The 17,828-nt window shown below is 64.8% G+C and carries 17 protein-coding genes; 8 read left to right on the top strand and 9 right to left on the bottom strand.

All coding sequences use genetic code 11. From position 1 onward, the window contains the following. Positions 1 to 45 precede the first annotated feature (45 nt). From thrC to CCOS865_RS22945, 3 genes are all read left to right on the top strand, one after another. Positions 46 to 1,455, top strand: coding sequence for a threonine synthase (gene thrC, locus CCOS865_RS22955; protein ID WP_119145149.1), 1,410 nt, complete (start codon positions 46 to 48; stop codon positions 1,453 to 1,455). 770 nt (positions 1,456 to 2,225) lie between these two features. Next, complete coding sequence (locus CCOS865_RS22950) at positions 2,226 to 2,666, top strand: histidine kinase (RefSeq protein WP_119145147.1); 441 nt, start codon at positions 2,226 to 2,228, stop codon at positions 2,664 to 2,666. Positions 2,667 to 2,744: 78 nt separating this feature from the next. Next, a complete protein-coding gene (locus CCOS865_RS22945) occupies positions 2,745 to 3,026 on the top strand; it encodes a DUF3509 domain-containing protein (RefSeq protein ID WP_119145145.1) in 282 nt (93 codons plus the stop codon). A gap of 137 nt (positions 3,027 to 3,163) precedes the next feature. On the opposite strand, the gene CCOS865_RS22940 is transcribed toward CCOS865_RS22945, so the two are convergent. Then, the gene (locus CCOS865_RS22940; RefSeq protein ID WP_119145143.1) at positions 3,164 to 4,054 is read right to left on the bottom strand and encodes a TIGR02285 family protein; all 891 of its coding nucleotides are present in this window, start codon (positions 4,052 to 4,054) and stop codon (positions 3,164 to 3,166) included. 16 nt (positions 4,055 to 4,070) lie between these two features. Next, positions 4,071 to 5,270, bottom strand: coding sequence for a CaiB/BaiF CoA transferase family protein (locus tag CCOS865_RS22935; RefSeq protein ID WP_119145141.1), 1,200 nt, complete (start codon positions 5,268 to 5,270; stop codon positions 4,071 to 4,073). Positions 5,271 to 5,400: 130 nt separating this feature from the next. Between CCOS865_RS22935 and CCOS865_RS22930 the strand changes: the two genes are divergently transcribed. The 3 genes from CCOS865_RS22930 to CCOS865_RS22920 all read left to right on the top strand — a co-directional run bounded on the left by CCOS865_RS22930 (position 5,401) and on the right by CCOS865_RS22920 (position 8,963). Next, a complete protein-coding gene (locus CCOS865_RS22930) occupies positions 5,401 to 5,943 on the top strand; it encodes a YaeQ family protein (RefSeq protein WP_119145139.1) in 543 nt (180 codons plus the stop codon). A gap of 34 nt (positions 5,944 to 5,977) precedes the next feature. After that, complete coding sequence (gene recJ, locus CCOS865_RS22925; RefSeq protein WP_119145137.1) at positions 5,978 to 7,687, top strand: single-stranded-DNA-specific exonuclease RecJ; 1,710 nt, start codon at positions 5,978 to 5,980, stop codon at positions 7,685 to 7,687. 169 nt (positions 7,688 to 7,856) lie between these two features. Further along, positions 7,857 to 8,963, top strand: coding sequence for an NADH:flavin oxidoreductase/NADH oxidase (locus CCOS865_RS22920; RefSeq protein WP_119145135.1), 1,107 nt, complete (start codon positions 7,857 to 7,859; stop codon positions 8,961 to 8,963). Positions 8,964 to 9,004: 41 nt separating this feature from the next. Here the strand turns inward: CCOS865_RS22920 and CCOS865_RS22915 are convergent, their stop codons facing one another. The 7 genes from CCOS865_RS22915 to ydcS form a co-directional block, all read right to left on the bottom strand. Next, positions 9,005 to 9,337, bottom strand: coding sequence for a type II toxin-antitoxin system HicB family antitoxin (locus CCOS865_RS22915; RefSeq protein WP_119145133.1), 333 nt, complete (start codon positions 9,335 to 9,337; stop codon positions 9,005 to 9,007). Beyond that, positions 9,334 to 9,588 carry a type II toxin-antitoxin system HicA family toxin gene (locus CCOS865_RS22910; RefSeq protein WP_119145131.1) on the bottom strand — a complete coding sequence of 85 codons (255 nt, stop codon included), beginning with the start codon at positions 9,586 to 9,588 and terminating at the stop codon, positions 9,334 to 9,336. The genes CCOS865_RS22915 and CCOS865_RS22910 overlap by 4 nt, the downstream gene beginning before the upstream one ends. Before the next feature lie 146 nt (positions 9,589 to 9,734). Beyond that, complete coding sequence (locus CCOS865_RS22905) at positions 9,735 to 11,159, bottom strand: gamma-aminobutyraldehyde dehydrogenase (RefSeq protein WP_119145403.1); 1,425 nt, start codon at positions 11,157 to 11,159, stop codon at positions 9,735 to 9,737. 17 nt (positions 11,160 to 11,176) lie between these two features. Continuing rightward, on the bottom strand, positions 11,177 to 11,983 hold the full coding sequence (locus CCOS865_RS22900; RefSeq protein ID WP_119145129.1) for an ABC transporter permease: 807 nt from the start codon (positions 11,981 to 11,983) through the stop codon (positions 11,177 to 11,179). Next, entirely contained in the window at positions 11,973 to 12,914 is a 942-nt protein-coding gene (locus CCOS865_RS22895) for an ABC transporter permease (RefSeq protein ID WP_119145127.1), read from the bottom strand. The genes CCOS865_RS22900 and CCOS865_RS22895 overlap by 11 nt, the downstream gene beginning before the upstream one ends. Position 12,915: 1 nt before the next feature. After that, positions 12,916 to 13,956 (bottom strand): ABC transporter ATP-binding protein, encoded by a 1,041-nt coding sequence (locus CCOS865_RS22890; protein WP_119145125.1) that lies wholly within the window; start codon positions 13,954 to 13,956, stop codon positions 12,916 to 12,918. Positions 13,957 to 14,004: 48 nt separating this feature from the next. Further along, entirely contained in the window at positions 14,005 to 15,156 is a 1,152-nt protein-coding gene (ydcS, locus tag CCOS865_RS22885) for a putative ABC transporter substrate-binding protein YdcS (protein WP_119145123.1), read from the bottom strand. Between the two features lie 221 nt (positions 15,157 to 15,377). On the opposite strand from ydcS, the gene CCOS865_RS22880 reads away from it, so the two are divergent. Both CCOS865_RS22880 and CCOS865_RS22875 read left to right on the top strand, forming a co-directional pair. After that, positions 15,378 to 16,073 (top strand): tellurite resistance TerB family protein, encoded by a 696-nt coding sequence (locus CCOS865_RS22880; protein WP_119145121.1) that lies wholly within the window; start codon positions 15,378 to 15,380, stop codon positions 16,071 to 16,073. Between the two features lie 127 nt (positions 16,074 to 16,200). Beyond that, positions 16,201 to 17,823, top strand: a complete 1,623-nt coding sequence (locus CCOS865_RS22875; protein WP_119145119.1) for a methyl-accepting chemotaxis protein — start codon at positions 16,201 to 16,203, stop codon at positions 17,821 to 17,823. Positions 17,824 to 17,828: the final 5 nt, after the last annotated feature.

Genomic DNA, 17,828 nt, shown 5'->3' with positions numbered 1-17,828 from the left:
GGGCCGCCAGCGCGGCCCGGGCCCCAGCATCGAAGGTTTGCACCCATGCGTTATATCAGTACTCGCGGCCAGGCCCCGGCCCTGAACTTCGAAGACGTCCTGCTCGCAGGCCTGGCCAGCGATGGCGGCCTGTATGTGCCGGAAAACCTGCCACGCTTCACCCAGGAAGAGATCGCCTCGTGGGCGGGCCTGCCGTACCACGAGCTGGCTTTCCGGGTCATGCGCCCGTTCGTCACCGGCAGCATCGCCGACGCCGACTTCAAGAAGATCCTCGAAGAAACCTACGGCGCGTTCTCCCACGCCGCGGTGGCGCCGCTGCGCCAGCTGAACAGCAACGAGTGGGTCCTGGAGCTGTTCCACGGTCCGACCCTGGCGTTCAAGGACTTTGCTCTGCAACTGCTCGGCCGCCTGCTCGACCATGTGCTGGTCAAGCGCGGCGAGCGCGTGGTGATCGTCGGTGCGACCAGTGGTGACACGGGCTCGGCGGCCATCGAAGGCTGCCGCCGTTGCGACAACGTCGACATCTTCATTCTTCACCCGCACCAGCGTGTGTCGGAAGTCCAGCGCCGCCAGATGACCACCATCTTCGGCGAGAACATCCACAACATCGCCATCGAAGGCAACTTCGACGACTGCCAGGAGATGGTCAAGGCCAGCTTCGCCGACCAGTCGTTCCTCAAGGGCACTCGCCTGGTGGCAGTCAACTCGATCAACTGGGCGCGGATCATGGCCCAGATCGTCTACTACTTCCATGCAGCCCTGCAGTTGGGCGGCCCGGCGCGTTCGGTGGCGTTCTCGGTGCCGACCGGCAACTTCGGCGATATCTTCGCCGGTTACCTGGCGCGCAACATGGGCCTGCCGATCAGCCAGCTGGTGGTCGCGACCAACCGCAACGACATCCTGCACCGCTTCATGAGCGGCAACCAGTACGTCAAGGACACCCTGCACGCGACCCTGTCGCCGTCGATGGACATCATGGTCTCGTCGAACTTCGAGCGTTTGCTGTTCGACCTGCACGGTCGCAATGGCGCGGCGATTGCCGAGCTGATGGCCAACTTCAAGCAGGGTGGTGGTTTCAGCGTCGATGAAGACCGCTGGACCGAGGCGCGCAAGCTGTTCGATTCGCTGGCGGTCAGTGACGAAGACACCTGCGAAACCATTGCCGAGGTGTTCGCCAGCACCGGTGAAGTGCTCGACCCGCACACCGCGATCGGCGTCAAGGCCGCCCGCGAATGCCGCCGCAGCCTGGACACGCCGATGGTGGTGCTGGGTACCGCGCATCCGGTCAAGTTCCCGGAAGCGGTGGAGAAGGCGGGTGTTGGCAAGGCACTCGAGCTGCCGGCGCACCTGAGCGATCTGTTCGGCCGCGAAGAGCGCTGCACGGTGCTGCCGAACGACCTGAAAGCGGTGCAGGCGTTTGTCAGCCAGCATGGCAATCGTGGCAAGCCGTTGTAATCGGGCTTGTGGTGATTGATTGAAAAACCCGTCCTTGTGACGGGTTTTTTTATGGTTTTTCGTGGATTGCCGGGTAGTTTTTGCTTGGGCTTGGGCTTGCAAGTCGTGGGCTTATCCATTCGATGGTGTGGCGCTTATGGCCCCTTCCGCCCCAACGGCGGGTCACTTTTTTTCTTGGAAAAAAGTAACCAAAAACCGCTTGCTCCTACATCAGTCCCGCTCGAAGCGGGATTCCCTCACTCCGGCCTTGCTCCCGCGAGGACCGGGCTGTACGGGCCTTGCCGGCCTTCCTGGCCGTCACCTCGCTTCGCAAGACCTCCGTTCGGCCTCCTGAAGTCGCAGTAGATCAAGATCACGAGCCAGATCAAAAGCCAGATCAAGGGCCAGGGCAACGGCTGGCGAATCGCTGCGCTCTCGCTGGTTTATAAGGGCGGTATAGCGCGTCAGCGCCAGAATGTGCATTGGCAGTTCCGGCCCCATCGCGGGCAAGCCCGCTCCTACAAGTGTTCCACAATCGGGAGGGCGGCGGCGGTCCTTGTAGGAGCGGGCTTGCCCGCGATGAGGCCCGAATATCCACCACCCTAAACGGATAAGCTCGCAAATCGAAACCCACGGCCAACCCTCCCAACAACCGGTGAAGCCCCGCCCAGGGTGGTGCACCAGAAGAAGTCTCCCGAAGCACTTTCAGATTTTTCTGATTCCAGCCGCACAACGGCGTTTCTACAGTGATGGGTCTCTTCACCAGAGCGCGTGGCGCTCGGGAGCGACCCATGCACCGGCTCAACATCCTCATCTACCAGCCAAGCCCAGCCCACCAGATCACCCTGCACCAGGCCTGCAACGCCCAAGGCGCGTTCAATGTCCGAGTGGCCGGACATCTGCCGGGCGCCATCGCCCAGCTCGGCGGCGACAGCCCTTGCGACTTGCTGATCCTCGACCACGCGATGGCCGCCCGCGAGGTCGATAGATTGCTCGAACGACTCGATCACGAGACGACACCCAGAGCCCTGCTGTTGGTAGGCAAGCCCCGCACAAACGCGGCGCACCTCGCAGCCAAGGCCCGCAAACAAGGCCTGTGGGTCATCGCCGAGCTGCCCTGGCCACTCTCGACACCCGCCCTCGAACACGCGCTGAAACGCCTGCAAGGCCGCAGTCAACGGCCCGCCCGGCCCGCGTTTGAAACTGTCATGTTGCACGCGCATGCTCATTGAAACGGCCCGCAGCGACGAACTTTGTGCAGTGCCTGAGGGTCAGTACCGATATGTCCCCCACCTAAGCGAGTACGCCGGATGGAAAGAATCTGCAGACTGCTCAATCAAGCCTTGACCCCTTACCAGGCCCAACTCGGTGCGGCCGACATCAGCGGCAACCGTCAGCTGACCGTACGCGACAGCCAGGGCACGGTAACCCTGCAACGGGCCGTGAGCCCGCGCCAACTGCAGGAGCAAAGCCTGCTGATCGACCTGGTCGATGGCCTGCACCGCGATCTGCAGATTGCCGAGGGGCGTTTGCAGCCGTGCGTCATAGCAGCTCTGCAGCATCAGCGACCCGTTCACGGAACCTTCGCCTGAGACAACCGTCAGACACTGTAATGGCAGCCATCGGCGCTTTGCTCCGGTGTCGACGGGCTGCCACGGGAAGCCTTCAGAGGCTTTCGCTTGACCCCGGTCGTCCTCCCCAGCGATCGGGGTTTCTTTTTGCCTGGGTTTCAGGGATGTGCAGGTTGTTCCGCCGTCGCCTCGTCGGCACGTTGACGGGCCTGGCGCAGGTAATCCTCGCGCAACTCGGGCTCCAGCCAATGTGCATAGAACCCAGGCAGGGTGTCACGGCTCAGCGCCGGCAGCAGCGCATCGATGTGCTTGATCGCCTCGCGCCCTAACGCTGTATCAGAGCAGGCGACATGCAGGAACTGGTACGGGTTGACACCCTGGATCGGGTAGAACACGTAGTCCCCCAGGGGGCCGCCTTGTTGCTGCACCAGATAGCGTATCTCTGGCCAATAACCCAGGACCAGTTGCAGGCGCCCCAGTTGCTGCATCTGCAGCAGGCTGGCCGTGGCGTCGTTGCCGTAGTGGCGGCTGAACGCGCTGTCGGGCAACTGGCGCAGCAGGGCATCGACCTGTGCGCTGTAGCTGCGCTCGGCGACGATGCCCAGCTTGAGCTGGGTCTGTGTCAGCAGCGCCTTGAGATCGACCTGTTGCGCGTCGAGGAACGGCGCGAGCATGCCCTGGTCGCGTTTGCGCACCACCAGGCCGCTGCTCAGCACGCCGATCGTGGGTTTCGAGAAGCGCGCGAAAGTGGCCCGTTCCGGTGTCCACAACAAGGTCGGATCGCAGGTGAAACTCGGCTCCTGAAGCATCTGGATGCCGCGTGCGCGATTGACCCGCACGATGCTGTGATCGTACTCGGGCATCTGCTCGATCAGCAGCGGCAGCATCCGGTCGATCACACCTTGGCCTTTCTCCGGGCCTTCGAAGATGGTGAACGGCGGCAGGTCGCGGACCAGCCAGAGCAAGCGCTCCTTGGCCTCGGCCATGAGCGGCAGCAGCCCGCAGAGCAGGATCAGTGGGAGCAGGAGGCGGCCGGCGCGTCTGGGCATGGGTGCGGGCGCCGGCTCAGATCGCGCCAGCCGCGCGCAGGCGGGCAATCGCCGCCGCGTCGTAGCCCAGGCCGGCCAGCAGCGACTCGGTGTGCTCGCCCAGTGCCGGGCCGACCCATTCGGTCGAGCCTGGGGTCTCCGACAGTTTTGGCACGATGCCCGGCATCTTGAACGGCTTGCCGTCTGGCAGGCGGCCCTGGAGGAACATCTCGCGGGCCAGGAATTGCGGGTCGCTGAACATGTCTTCGGCCGAGTAGATGCGGCTGGCGGGCACCTCGGCGGCAGTCAGTGCCTGCATCACCTGTTCCAGCGGCAGGCCATTGACCCAGCGGTCGATCACCCCGTACAGCTCGTCGCGGCGCAGGTCGCGGCCGTCGTTGCTGGCCAGGCTCGGGTCGTTGGCCAGGTCGTCACGGCCGATCGCCTGCATGAACCGCTTGAAGATGGCATCGCCGTTGGCGCCGATCTGCACATGCTTGCCGTCGGCGCTGGTGTGGATACACGACGGGGTGATGCCCGGCATGATGTTGCCGGTACGCTCGCGGATAAAGCCGAACACGTCGAACTCCGGGACCATGCTTTCCATCATGGCGAAGATCGCTTCATACAGCGCGACATCCACGACTTGCCCGGCACCGCCGTTGACTTCGCGGTGGCGCAGCGCCATCAATGCGCCGATCACGCCCCACAAGGCGGCGATCGAGTCGCCGATGGAAATCCCCGTGCGCACCGGCGGCCGATCCTCGAAACCGGTGATGTAGCGCAGCCCGCCCATGGATTCACCGACCGCGCCGAAGCCTGGCTGGTCCTTCATCGGCCCGGTCTGGCCAAAGCCGGACAAGCGCACCATCACCAGGCGCGGGTTGAGTGCATGCAGCACGTCCCAGCCCAGGCCGAGTTTTTCCAGCACCCCGGGGCGGAAGTTCTCGATCAGGATGTCGGCCTCGGCCAACAGCCGTTTGAGGATCTCGCGGCCCTCGTCATGCTTGAGGTTGAGCGTCAGTGACTGCTTGTTGCGGGCCTGCACGAACCACCACAGCGAGGTGCCCTCATACAGCTTGCGCCATTTGCGCAGCGGGTCGCCGCCGTCGGGCGACTCGACCTTGATCACCTCGGCGCCGAACTCGGCGCAGATGCGCGAAGCGAAAGGGCCGGCGATCAGGGTACCGAGCTCGATGACTTTGAGGCCGGCGAGGGGTTTGCTGGGCGTGGGCATGGGGCATCCGTGGCGACAGGGCAGAGGCGTGGTTTTATCATAGGTCGCCAGCGGCAGATACAGCCGCGACGCAAGGAAGCCAGGATCAGTTAGACTGGGCGACTTTTCTCTCGCAAGAAGCCCGCTCCCCATGGCCCAGCCGTCCACCACCTACAAATTCGAACTGAACCTGACCGACCTCGACCGCAGCGTGTACGAAAGCGTCAAGCAGACCATCGCCCGCCATCCTTCGGAAACCGAAGAACGCATGGCCGTTCGTCTGCTGGCCTACGCACTCTGGTACAACGAGCACCTGTCGTTCGGCCGCGGTTTGTCGGATGTCGACGAGCCTGCCCTGTGGGAAAAGAGCCTGGACGACCGTGTGCTGCACTGGATCGAAGTCGGCCAGCCGGACGCCGATCGCCTGACCTGGTGCTCGCGCCGTACCGAGCGCACCAGCCTGTTGGCGTATGGCAGCCTGCGCGTCTGGGAGACCAAGGTGGTCGGCGCGGTCAAGAACCTGAAAAACCTGAACATCGCCGCCGTACCGCAAGAGGTGCTGGAAGTCCTCGCCAAGGACATGCCGCGCAGCATCAAGTGGGACGTGATGATCAGCGAAGGTACTGTCTTCGTCACCGACGACCGCGGCCAGCACGAAGTGCAGCTGCAGTGGCTGCTCGGCGAGCGTGGCTGAACCGACCCCTTATTGATCGACTGCTGAAGACCCCATGCGTATCGAACCCCGCCCGTTGCCGCCGACCCTGCCGTTTCTCGGCGCCCTGCCACCCCTGCTGACTCGCCTGTACGCCGCACGTGGCGTGCAGTCCGAGGCCGAACTGGACAAGAGCCTGGCGCGCCTGCTGCCGTATCAGCAGCTCAAGGGCATCGACGCGGCGGTCGACCTGCTGGTCGAGGCGCTGGACCAGCGTCAGCGCATCCTCATCGTCGGCGACTTCGACGCCGACGGCGCCACCGCCAGTACCGTCGGCGTGCTGGGCCTGCGCCTGCTGGGCGCGGCCCACGTCGACTACCTGGTGCCGAACCGTTTCGAGTACGGCTATGGCCTGACCCCGGAAATCGTCGAAGTGGCGCTGCAGCGTCAGCCGCAACTGCTGGTCACCGTCGACAACGGCATTTCCAGCGTTGAAGGCGTGGCGGCGGCCAAGGCCGCGGGGCTCAAGGTACTGGTCACCGACCACCACCTGCCGGGCCAGCAGTTGCCCGAGGCTGACGCGATCGTCAACCCGAACCAGCCGGGCTGCGAGTTCCCGAGCAAGTCGCTGGCCGGTGTCGGGGTCATCTTCTATGTGCTGATGGCCCTGCGGGCGCGCTTGCGCAGCCTCGGCCGTTATGAGACCCAGGCACAGCCGAACATCGGCGAACTGCTGGATCTGGTCGCGCTCGGCAGTGTGGCCGACGTGGTCCCGCTGGATGCCAACAACCGTATCCTGGTCCACCAGGGGCTCGAGCGGATTCGCGCCGGCCGCGCGCGTGCCGGGCTGAAGGCGATCCTCGAGGTCGCTCGCCGTGACTACCAGCGCATTACCTCCACCGACCTCGGCTTTATCCTCGGCCCACGGCTCAATGCCGCCGGGCGCCTGGACGACATGAGCCTGGGCATCGAATGCCTGCTGAGCGAAGACCCGGCCCTGGCGCGCGACATGGCCGAACAGCTGGACGGCCTCAACCAGGACCGCAAGTCCATCGAGCAAGGCATGCAGCGCGAGGCGCTGGCCCAACTCAAGGACCTGCCGGTCGAGTCCATGCCGTATGGCCTGTGCCTGTTCGACGCTGACTGGCACCAGGGTGTGATCGGGATTCTTGCCTCGCGCCTGAAAGAGCGTTATCACCGCCCGACCATCGCTTTTGCCGATGCGGGGGAGGGCATGCTCAAGGGCTCGGCGCGGTCGGTGCCGGGCTTTCATATCCGCGATGCGCTGGATGCGGTGGCCGCGCGTCACCCGCAGCTGATCAGCAAGTTCGGCGGGCATGCAATGGCGGCGGGCTTGTCGCTGCCCGCGGAGAACTTCCCGGCGTTTGCCGAGGCGTTCGACGAAGAGACCCGGCGCCAGCTGTGCGAGGACGACCTGACCGGGCGCTTGCTGTCCGACGGGACCTTGGCGGTCGAGGAGTTTCACCTGGACCTGGCCAAGGCCCTGCGCAATGCCGGGCCGTGGGGGCAGCACTTCCCCGAGCCGCTGTTCCATGGGGTGTTCCAGCTGGTCGAGCAGCGCGTGGTCGGTGAGCGGCACCTCAAGGTGGTGCTCAAGAGCGAGTGCGGCGCGGTCAGGCTGGATGGCATCGCGTTTGGCATCGATCGCGAGGTCTGGCCGAATCCGACCGTGAAGTGGGTGGAGCTGGCCTACAAGCTGGATGTGAACGAGTTTCGTGGCAATGAAAGCGTGCAGTTGATGATTGCCCACATGGAGCCGCGCTAAGCGGCGCCTTGCCCCTGGGCCTTTTGCAGGCCAGGCTCAGGCGGCAAATCCCGCTCCACATCATACCCCCAGCCAAACTGGTCTAGGCTCAAAGGAGCCGGTACCAGGCCACGGACGCCGCATGAGTGCCCGGGCCGGTCAACCATTGGAGTCCTTGGGAGGTGCCCTCATGAGCTTGCTGCTCGAGCCTTACACCCTGCGTCAGCTGACCTTGCCCAACCGCATCGCCGTCTCACCGATGTGCCAGTACTCGGCCAAAGACGGCCTGGCCAACGACTGGCACCTGGTCCACCTGGGCAGTCGCGCGGTGGGTGGCGCTGGCCTGGTGATCAGCGAAGCCGTGGCAGTCACCGCGGATGGCCGCATCACCGCCGAAGACCTCGGCCTGTGGGATGACGCGCATATCCCGCCGCTGCAACGCATCACCCGCTTCATCACGGCCCAGGGCTCGGTCCCGGGCATCCAGCTGGCCCACGCCGGGCGCAAGGCCAGTACCCATCGGCCCTGGCTGGGCAAGCATGGCAGCGTCAAGCCTGAAGACGGCGGTTGGCAACCCGTCGGCCCGTCGAAGATCGCCTTCGACCCGGAACACACTTCACCGCGCGAACTGAGCCAGGATGAGATCCAGGAGGTCGTCAACGCCTTCGTCAAAGCCGCCGAGCGTGCCCTGACCGCAGGTTTCAAGGTGGTCGAGATCCACGCCGCGCACGGTTACCTGTTGCACCAGTTCCTCTCGCCCTTGAGCAACCAGCGCCGCGATGAATACGGCAGTTGCTTCGAGAATCGCATCCGCCTGACCCTGCAAGTCACCGAGGCGGTGCGCAACGTCTGGCCGAAAGAGTTGCCGCTGTTCGTTCGTGTGTCGGCCACGGATTGGGTCGAGGATGGCTGGAACCCTGACGAAACAGTGGAACTGGCGCGCCGCCTGCGGGTTATCGGCGTCGACCTGATCGACGTTTCCTCCGGCGGCACCTCGGTCAACGCCGAGATCCCCACCGGCCCTGGCTACCAGACCCGCTTCGCCGAACGTGTGCGCAAGGAGTCGGAAATCGCCACCGGCACTGTCGGCATGATCACCGAACCGGCCCAGGCCGAGCACATCCTGCGCACCGGCCAGGCCGATGTCATCTTCCTCGCCCGTGAACTGCTGCGCGACCCGTACTGGCCGCTGCACGCCGACGACGACCTGGGCGGCAACAAGGCCACCTGGCCGGCGCAGTATCAACGCGCGACCAGCCGGGCCAATCCGATTCATGAGTCGGATTTGAGGGATTGAGTGCAAGTGGCTTTGCCACTCACTTGAAGGGTGAACACTGCTCAGCTATACGCTGCTCGGCTGAGGATGTCGCTCACCCATTGGTTGATGCTCTTTTCCGCCAGCTCGGCCTTGGCTGCCACGCTGGCGTGAAGGGCAGGCTCGAGGCGCAGGCTGAGCTTGCCGGAATAAGCTTTCTGCGGAGGGCGTCCAAGTCGCTCGCACGTCTCGAGGTAATCGTCCACCGCCTCTTCAAACGCCTGGCGTAACTCGCTGATCGATTCGCCATGGAAGCCGATCACGTCGCGTATACCGGCAACATGGCCGATCAACAACTGATCTTCGTCGCTGTACTCGATGCGAGCGGCGTAGCCGCGATAGGTCATGACATTCATGTTGTAACTCCTGCCTGCTCAAGGAACTGGCGGGCATCTCGCAATTGATAGGGCCTGGCATGTCTGTCGGGGTGAGGGCGATGGAACGTTGTCACCGCTCCGTTGAGCTCGAAGCGAACGCGTGACCCTCTACCTTCGATGACTTTGGCGCCGAGCGACACCAGAAGCGATTCCAGTCGGGACCATTCCAGTGTTCTGGGGACTGGCTTTTGGAATAGCGCTTCCAAGGTACTTCGCTGATGATTATTCATGGTATCAGATTATGATACCGTTTGATTTGCCTCAATCAGCCAAGATTAGGTAAAGGCGCCTGAAGTTGTAGGAAATATCCGAAAGGGCGGAATCGCCTCGAATTGATGCCGACTGAGGGGATCCTCAGTCGGCGAATGCCTGAGGTCTAGTGCTTGATCATCACATGCCGCACACAGGTGTAATCCTCCAACCCATACATCGACATATCCTTGCCATACCCCGAATGCTTCTGCCCGCCATGCGGCATCTCGCTGACCAGCATGAAGTGCGTGTTGACCCAGGTGCAGCCGTACTGCAACCGCGCGGCGAGGCGGTGGGCGCGGCCGGTGTCGCGGGTCCAGACCGATGAGGCCAGGCCGTAGTCGGAGTCGTTGGCCCATTCCAGGGCCTGGGCCTCGTCGCTGAAGCGGGTCACGGTGACCACCGGGCCGAACACTTCATGGCGCACGATCTCGTCATCTTGCAGCACGTCGGCCAACACGGTCGGCTCGAAGAAGAAGCCATCCCCAGGCAGCGGCTTGCCACCCGTGACCAGACGGGTGTGCGGCTGGGCGATCGCGCGTTGGACGATGCCGGCCACCTTGTCCCGGTGCACGGCGCTGATCAGCGGGCCGAGTTCGGTGTCCGCCGCAGTCTGTAACCCCGGCTTGATGCTCGCGACCGCCTCGCCCAGGCGCTCGACGAAGCTGTCGTAGACGCCGTCCTGCACATACAGGCGACAGGCGGCGGTGCAGTCCTGGCCGGCGTTGTAGAAGCCAAAGGTGCGGATGCCGTCGATGGCCGCATCCAGGTCGGCGTCGTCGAAGACGATCACCGGCGCCTTGCCGCCGAGTTCCATGTGCATGCGCTTCACGCTGTCGGCGGTGGCGCCGATGATGTGCGCGCCGGTGGGGATCGAGCCCGTCAGCGACACCATGCGCACCTTGGGGTGGGTGATCAGCGGCGTGCCGACGCTCGGGCCGCGGCCGAAGAGGATATTGAGCACGCCGGGCGGCAGGATGTCCTGTGCCAGCTGGCCCAGTCGCAGGGCGGTCAGCGGGGTCAGCTCGGAGGGCTTGAGGACCACGGTATTGCCGGCCGCCAGCGCTGGGGCGATCTTCCAGGCGAGCATCATCAGCGGGTAGTTCCACGGCGCGATCGAGGCCACCACGCCCAGCGGATCGCGGCGCACCATCGAGGTGTGCCCCGGCAGGTATTCGCCCGCCGCAGAGCCGCCCAGGCAACGCGCCGCGCCGGCGAAATAGCGGAACACATCGACGATCGCCGGGATCTCGTCGTTGAGCGCGGCGGCCAGCGGCTTGCCGCAATTCTGCGATTCCAGGCCGGCCAGCTCCTCGCCGTGCGCCTCGATGGCATCGGCCAGGGCCAGCAGCGCCAGTGAGCGCTCCTTGGGGCTGGTCTGCGACCAGCTGTCGAATGCCTGGTCGGCGGCGCGCACGGCGGTGTCGACCTGGGCTTCGCTGGCCTCGTTGATCTGCGCCAGCGCGCTGCCCAGGGCCGGGTCGAGCACGGTCCAGGCCGGGCCTTCACCCGCCACCAGGCGGCCATTGATAAGCATCTGAGTGTGCATGGACGAGTCCTCCAGGGTCATTTGCCGCTGCCGGCGACGCCTTCGCCGCCGCGGGTCAGGTAGTAGGCGCCGAGGATCGGCAGCATGGTCACCAGCATCACCAGCATGGCGACCACGTTGGTCACGGGCACATCGCGCGGACGGCTGAGCTGGTTGAGCAACCAGATCGGCAAGGTGCGCTCATGGCCGGCGGTAAAGGTGGTGACGATGATTTCGTCGAACGACAGGGCAAACGCCAGCATGCCGCCCGCCAGCAGGGCCGAGCCGAGGTTGGGCAGGATGATGTAGCGAAAGGTCTGCCAGCCGTCGGCACCGAGGTCCATCGAGGCTTCGATCAGGCTCTGCGAGGTGCGGCGCAGGCGGGCGATGACGTTGTTGTAGACGATCACCACGCAGAACGTCGCATGGCCCACCACGATGCTGAAGATCCCAGGTTCTATGCCCAGGCTCTTGAACGCTGAGAGCAGGGCGAGGCCGGTGATGATCCCGGGCAGGGCGATCGGCAGGATCAGCATCAGCGAGATGCTTTCCTTGCCGAAGAAATTGCGCTTGTACAGCGCCGCCGACGCCAGCGTGCCGAGCACCAGGGCGATCAGCGTGGCCAGGCAGGCCACTTGCAGCGACAGCTTGATCGCCTCGAGCACGTCCGGGCGCGAGAAGGCCACGGCAAACCACTTCAGGGTAAACCCGCGCGGCGGAAAGCTGAACGCCGAGTCTTCGGTATTGAAGGCGTAGAGCAGGATGATCAGGATCGGAAAGTGCAGGAACAGCAAACCACCCCACGCCGCCAGGCGCAGGCTCAGTGACGCGCGTTCAGAGTGCATCGAAGGCCCCCAGGCGTTTGACCATGGCCAGGTAGACGGCGATCAGCACGATCGGCACCAGGGTGAAGGCCGCCGCCATCGGCATGTTGCCGATCGCGCCTTGCTGGGCGTAGACCATGCTGCCGATGAAGTAGCCCGGCGGGCCGATCAGTTGCGGCACGATGAAGTCGCCCAGGGTCAGCGAGAAGGTGAAGATCGACCCAGCGGCGATGCCCGGCACCGACAGCGGCAGGATCACCTGGACAAACGTCTGCCGCGGCTTGGCGCCGAGGTCGGCCGACGCCTGCAGCAATGACGGCGGCAGGCGTTCGAGCGAAGCCTGGATCGGCAGGATCATGAACGGCAGCCAGATGTACACGAACACCAGGAAGCGCCCCAGGTGCGAGGTCGATAACGTGCTCCCGCCAACCCCGGGGATAGTCAGCACCAGCTGCAACAGGCCGTCCAGCTGCAACTGCTGGACAAACCACTGGGCCACCCCACCCTTGGCCAGCAACAGGGTCCAGGCGTAGGTCTTGACGATGTAGCTGGCCCACATCGGCATCATCACCGCGATATAGAAAAACGCCTTGGTCTTGCCGGTGGTATAGCGCGCCATGTAGTACGCGATGGGGAAGGCCACCACTGCACTGGCCAGCGACACCGCCACGGCCATGCCCACGGTACGCAGGATGATGTCGAGGTTGGCCGGGTTGAACAGGGCCACGAAGTTGGCCAGGGTCAGCGCTGGGGTCACCGCCATGGTGAAGTCGTCGAAGGTATAGAAGCCTTGCCAGAGCAGGTTCAGCAGCGAGCCCAGGTAGATCGCGCCAAACCACAGCAGCGGTGGGACCAACAACAACAGCAGGTACAGGTTGGGGCGTCGGTAGAGCAGGTTGGCAAAGCGCCGCAGTGGTGAGCCTGGCGACGGCGGTTGCACGGCCACGCTCATCTCAGTGGTCCTCGCCGAGGACGCTCTCGCGCAGCACCGTCATCGCCTCGCGTGGCCAGCGGGCTTGCACGCGCTGGCCGGGTTGCCAGCGCGGCGGATGCTCGAGCCATTGGTCGTTGGCCTGGCTCACCGCCAGCAGTTGGCCGTTGTCCAGTTGCACTTCGTAGCGGGTGGCGCTGCCCTGGTACTGGATGTCGTGCAGCAGGCCGCTGACCTGGACTTCCTCGCTGGTGGCGGCGAGGTCATCCAGGCGGATGTGCTCGGGGCGAATGGAGAACGCCGTCGGGCTGCCGTTGAGCTGTTCGGCCAAGGCGCCGCGGAGCACGTTGGAGGTGCCGACGAACTCGGCGACAAACGGCGTCGCGGGTTTCATGTAGAGGTTGCGCGGGGTGTCGACCTGCTCGATGCGCCCCTGGTTGAACACCGCGACCCGGTCAGACATCGACAGCGCCTCGGTCTGGTCGTGGGTGACGAAGATGAAGGTGATGCCGAGCTGGCGCTGGAGCTTCTTCAGTTCGCCCTGCATCTGTTCGCGCAGCTTGAGGTCGAGCGCGCCCAGCGGTTCGTCGAGCAGCAGCACCCGCGGGCGGTTGACCAGCGCGCGGGCGAGGGCGACGCGCTGGCGCTGGCCGCCCGACAGCTGCGCCGGCTTGCGCTGGCCATAGCCGCTCAAGGCGACCATCGCCAGGGCCTCGTCGGCGCGCGCATGGCGCTCCGCTTTGGCCACGCCCTTGACCTTGAGGCCATAGGCGACGTTGTCGAGGACGTTCATGTGCGGGAACAGCGCGTAGTCCTGGAACACCGTGTTGACGTCGCGCTGGTAGGGCGGCACGCCTGCGGCCTCGACCCCGTGGATGCGGATCGAGCCGCTGCTCGGCTGTTCGAAGCCGGCGATCAGGCGCAGGCAGGTGGTCTTGCCCGAACCCGAGGGGCCGAGCATGGAGAAGAACTCGCCGTCCTCGATGTCGATGCTGACCCGGTCGACGGCCTTGACCTCGCCGAAGCTGCGCGAGACCTGGGTGAACTGGACGGCTAGGGGCATTGCGGGCTCCACCGGTTCATCGTGTTGTCACTGCCCCGCGATGGCGACCTAGCGGCCGCCCATGATCGCGATGTAGTCCTGGGTCCAGCGGCTGTACGGCACGAACTTGCCGCCCTCAGCCTGCGGGGTCTTCCAGAAGGCGATCTTGTCGAAGTTGTCGAAGCCGTTGGTCTTGCACCCTTCGGCGCCCAGCAGCTCGCTGCCGGTACAGGCCGCCGGGACTGCCGGCAACGAGCCGAACCAGGCCGCCACGTCACCCTGGACCTTGGGTTGCAATGACCAGTCCATCCACTTGTACGCGCAGTTCGGGTGCTTGGCCTCGCTGTGCAGCATGGTGGTGTCGGCCCAGCCGGTGGCCCCCTCCTTGGGGATGGTCGAGGCCACCGGCTGGTTGTCGGCTTTCAGGCCGTTGACCATGTAGCCCCATGAGCTGGACGCCGCCACGCCTTCGTTCTTGACGTCGCTCATCTGCACCGTCGCGTCGTGCCAGTAGCGGTGGATCAGCGGTTGTTGCTTGCGCAGCAGCTCGAGCACCGCCTTGTACTGGGTTTCGTTGAGCTGGTAAGGGTCCTGGATGCCCAGCGCCGGCTGGGTCGACTTCAGGTACAGCGCCGCGTCGGCAATATAGATCGGCCCATCGTAGGCCTGCACGCGGCCCTTGTTGGGCTTGCCGTCGGGCAGGTCCTGCGGCTCGAACACCACGCTCCAGCTGGTCGGCGGCTGCTTGAACACGTTGCTGTTGTACAGCAGCACGTTGGGGCCCCACTGATAAGGCGTGCCGTAGACGGCCTTGTCGACCACGTACCAGCCACCGTTCTGCAGGCGCGGGTCGAGGTTCTTCCAGTTGGGGATCAGTGCGGTATTGATCGGCTGCACGCGCTTGCCGGCAATCAGCCGCAGCGAGGCATCGCCGGACGCGGTGACCAGGTCGTAGCCGCCCTTGGTCATCAGGCTGACCATTTCGTCGGAGGTGGCGGCGGTCTTGACGCTGACCTTGCAGCCGGTGTCCTTCTCGAACCCGCTGACCCAGTCGTAGGCCTTGTCGCTTTCGCCGCGCTCGATGTAGCCCGGCCAGGCAATGATGTCGAGTTGGCCTTCACCGGCACCCACGGCCTTGAGCGGCTCGGCCGCCTGCAGGCTGGCGCTGGCCAGCAGGGCGCTGCTCAGGGCGCTGAGCAGGGCGGTCTTGTGCACTGACATGGTATTCCCTCTTGTTGGTCATCAGGGGCGGGCAGTCATTGGCAACGCAGGGTGCGATCGTTCAAGCGTAGTGCGCTTATCGCCAGCGCAGCGGATCGGCGAAATCGAGTCTAGTTGCGATTTTGCCGCTGCATGCAACATCCCGAAGCAAATACCCCCGTGGCGAACCTTCGGCCAGGCCTTAATCTGGGCGTTACCTTGCGCACTGTGGAGACGCATCAATGAACACCCGAGGTTTGCTCGATCAACTGTTCAAGTCCGGTCAGGAACTGCTCGGCAAGCAGGCCGGCAAGGGCGCCGGTCACAAGCCTGGCCTGGGCGCCGGCGGCCTCGGCAGCCTGCTCTCCGGTGCCGGCGGCGGTGCCTTGGCTGGCAGCGCCATGGGCCTGCTGCTGGGCAACAAGAGCGCGCGCAAATACGGCGGCAAGGTGCTCACCTATGGCGGCCTGGCCGCACTCGGCGTGCTGGCCTACAAGGCCTATGGCAACTGGCAGGCCAACCAGGCACAGGGCAGCAGCCGTGAGCCGCAGACCCTCGACCGCCTGCCGCCGGCCGAAGCCGAGCAGCACAGCCAGGCGGTGCTGCGTGCACTGGTGGCGGCGGCCAAGTCCGATGGCCATATCGATGACCGTGAACGCGCACTGATCGAAGGCGAATTCACCCGCCTGGACAGCGACCGTGAACTGCAGCACTGGCTGCACGCCGAACTCAACAAGCCGCTGGACCCGGCCGAAGTGGCACGCGCCGCGCAGACCCCGGAAATGGCGGCCGAGATGTACCTGGCCAGCGTGATGATGGTCGACCAGGAAAACTTCATGGAGCGCAGCTACCTCGACGAACTGGCGCGTCAACTGAAGCTGGATCCGGCCCTGCGCCAGGAGCTGGAGAGCCAGGTCAGGCTTGCCGCAGGTCAATAAGCCGGCAAATGGCCACTCCGTAGGCAAGGATGCCTGAATCCGCCTGCAATTGAGTCGCGAACGCGAAACACGCCTGGGCTATACTTCGGCGATTTTCCCGCTCGCACTGAATTCTTGAGGGCTGATTGTGAAGAACTGGACCATGCGCCAACGGATCCTGGCAAGTTTCGCCGTGATCATCGCCATCATGCTGCTGATGATCGTGGCCGCCTACTCAAGGTTGGTGGCGATCTCGGCGAGCGAGGAGGCGGTCGGCTCGGACGCCATCCCCGGCGTCTACTACAGCTCGATGATCCGCAGTGCCTGGGTCGACAGCTACGTCACCAGCCAGCAACTGGTCGGCCTGAGCAATCACCGCGAAATCACCAGCGCCGACCTGGAGCTGTTCAAGGGCTTCGAGGATCGTCTGCGCCAGCACATGGCCAGTTATCAGGGGACCATTCGCACCCGCGAAGACCAGGCCAGCTTCGATACCTTCGTCGGCATGGAACAGCGCTATGTCGAGGACATCAAGCAGGTCCTCGAGGCCTACCGGCAGCAGAACTATGACGAAGCGCAGCGGCTGATCAGCGAAGTGCTCACCCCGGCCTGGGTCGATGGGCGCAAGCACCTCAACACCGTCATCGAGCGCAACCGTGAAGCCGCCGACAACGCCACCAGTGAAATCGTCAGCGCCGTGGCCACGGCCAAGGGCAGCATGATCGTTTCGCTGGTGCTGGCGATCATCGCCGCGGGCATCTGCGGCCTGCTGCTGATGCGCGCCATCACCACTCCCATGCAACGTATCGTGCATGCCCTCGACAAGCTGCGCTCCGGCGACCTGAGCATGCGCCTGAACCTGGAGCGCAAGGACGAGTTCGGCGCCATCGAAACCGGGTTCAACGAAATGGCCGAGGCCCTCGCCAACCTGGTCGCCCAGGCCCAGCGCTCTTCGGTGCAGGTGACCACCTCGGTCACCGAGATCGCCGCCACCTCCAAGCAGCAGCAGGCCACCGCCACCGAAACCGCCGCTACCACCACTGAAATCGGCGCCACCTCGCGGGAAATCGCCGCGACCTCGCGCGACCTGGTGCGGACCATGACCGAAGTGACCTCGGCCGCCGACCAGGCCTCGATCCTCGCCGGCTCCGGCCAGCAGGGCCTGGCCCGTATGGAAGAAACCATGCACCAGGTGATGGGCGCGGCCGACCTGGTCAACGCCAAGCTGGGCATCCTCAACGAGAAGGCCAGCAACATCAACCAGGTGGTGGTGACCATCGTCAAGGTCGCCGACCAGACCAACCTGCTTTCGCTCAACGCCGCGATCGAGGCCGAGAAGGCCGGTGAATACGGCCGAGGCTTCGCCGTGGTGGCCACCGAGGTGCGCCGCCTGGCCGACCAGACCGCCGTCGCCACCTACGACATCGAGCAGATGGTCCGTGAAATCCAGTCGTCGGTCTCGGCCGGGGTGATGGGCATGGACAAGTTCTCCGAGGAGGTGCGCCGCGGCATGTTCGAGGTGCAGCAGGTCGGCGAGCAGCTCAGCCAGATCATCCATCAGGTGCAGGCCCTGGCGCCGCGCGTGCTGATGGTCAACGACGGCATGCAGGCCCAGGCCACCGGTGCCGAGCAGATCAACCAGGCGCTGGCGCAGCTCAGCGATGCCAGCACGCAGACGGTCGAATCGCTGCGCCAGGCCAGTTTCGCCATCGATGAGCTGAGCCAGGTGGCGGCGGGCCTGCGCGGCGGTGTGTCGCGCTTCAAAGTCTGACGACG

Origin of the sequence: Pseudomonas reidholzensis (assembly GCF_900536025.1) — a bacterium.
Taxonomy (GTDB): domain Bacteria; phylum Pseudomonadota; class Gammaproteobacteria; order Pseudomonadales; family Pseudomonadaceae; genus Aquipseudomonas; species Aquipseudomonas reidholzensis.
The sequence above is the reverse complement of the archived record's forward strand: the minus strand, read 5'-3'. Positions and strand labels throughout refer to the sequence as shown.

What these genes read in the sequence shown, in the direction of transcription:
- thrC (WP_119145149.1), top strand. Translation starts at nt 46, where the DNA reads ATGCGTTATATCAGTACTCGCGGCCAGGCCCCGGCCCTGAACTTCGAA.
- CCOS865_RS22950 (WP_119145147.1), top strand. Translation starts at nt 2,226, where the DNA reads ATGCACCGGCTCAACATCCTCATCTACCAGCCAAGCCCAGCCCACCAG.
- CCOS865_RS22945 (WP_119145145.1), top strand. Translation starts at nt 2,745, where the DNA reads ATGGAAAGAATCTGCAGACTGCTCAATCAAGCCTTGACCCCTTACCAG.
- CCOS865_RS22940 (WP_119145143.1), bottom strand. Translation starts at nt 4,054, where the DNA reads ATGCCCAGACGCGCCGGCCGCCTCCTGCTCCCACTGATCCTGCTCTGC.
- CCOS865_RS22935 (WP_119145141.1), bottom strand. Translation starts at nt 5,270, where the DNA reads ATGCCCACGCCCAGCAAACCCCTCGCCGGCCTCAAAGTCATCGAGCTC.
- CCOS865_RS22930 (WP_119145139.1), top strand. Translation starts at nt 5,401, where the DNA reads ATGGCCCAGCCGTCCACCACCTACAAATTCGAACTGAACCTGACCGAC.
- recJ (WP_119145137.1), top strand. Translation starts at nt 5,978, where the DNA reads ATGCGTATCGAACCCCGCCCGTTGCCGCCGACCCTGCCGTTTCTCGGC.
- CCOS865_RS22920 (WP_119145135.1), top strand. Translation starts at nt 7,857, where the DNA reads ATGAGCTTGCTGCTCGAGCCTTACACCCTGCGTCAGCTGACCTTGCCC.
- CCOS865_RS22915 (WP_119145133.1), bottom strand. Translation starts at nt 9,337, where the DNA reads ATGAATGTCATGACCTATCGCGGCTACGCCGCTCGCATCGAGTACAGC.
- CCOS865_RS22910 (WP_119145131.1), bottom strand. Translation starts at nt 9,588, where the DNA reads ATGAATAATCATCAGCGAAGTACCTTGGAAGCGCTATTCCAAAAGCCA.
- CCOS865_RS22905 (WP_119145403.1), bottom strand. Translation starts at nt 11,159, where the DNA reads ATGCACACTCAGATGCTTATCAATGGCCGCCTGGTGGCGGGTGAAGGC.
- CCOS865_RS22900 (WP_119145129.1), bottom strand. Translation starts at nt 11,983, where the DNA reads ATGCACTCTGAACGCGCGTCACTGAGCCTGCGCCTGGCGGCGTGGGGT.
- CCOS865_RS22895 (WP_119145127.1), bottom strand. Translation starts at nt 12,914, where the DNA reads ATGAGCGTGGCCGTGCAACCGCCGTCGCCAGGCTCACCACTGCGGCGC.
- CCOS865_RS22890 (WP_119145125.1), bottom strand. Translation starts at nt 13,956, where the DNA reads ATGCCCCTAGCCGTCCAGTTCACCCAGGTCTCGCGCAGCTTCGGCGAG.
- ydcS (WP_119145123.1), bottom strand. Translation starts at nt 15,156, where the DNA reads ATGTCAGTGCACAAGACCGCCCTGCTCAGCGCCCTGAGCAGCGCCCTG.
- CCOS865_RS22880 (WP_119145121.1), top strand. Translation starts at nt 15,378, where the DNA reads ATGAACACCCGAGGTTTGCTCGATCAACTGTTCAAGTCCGGTCAGGAA.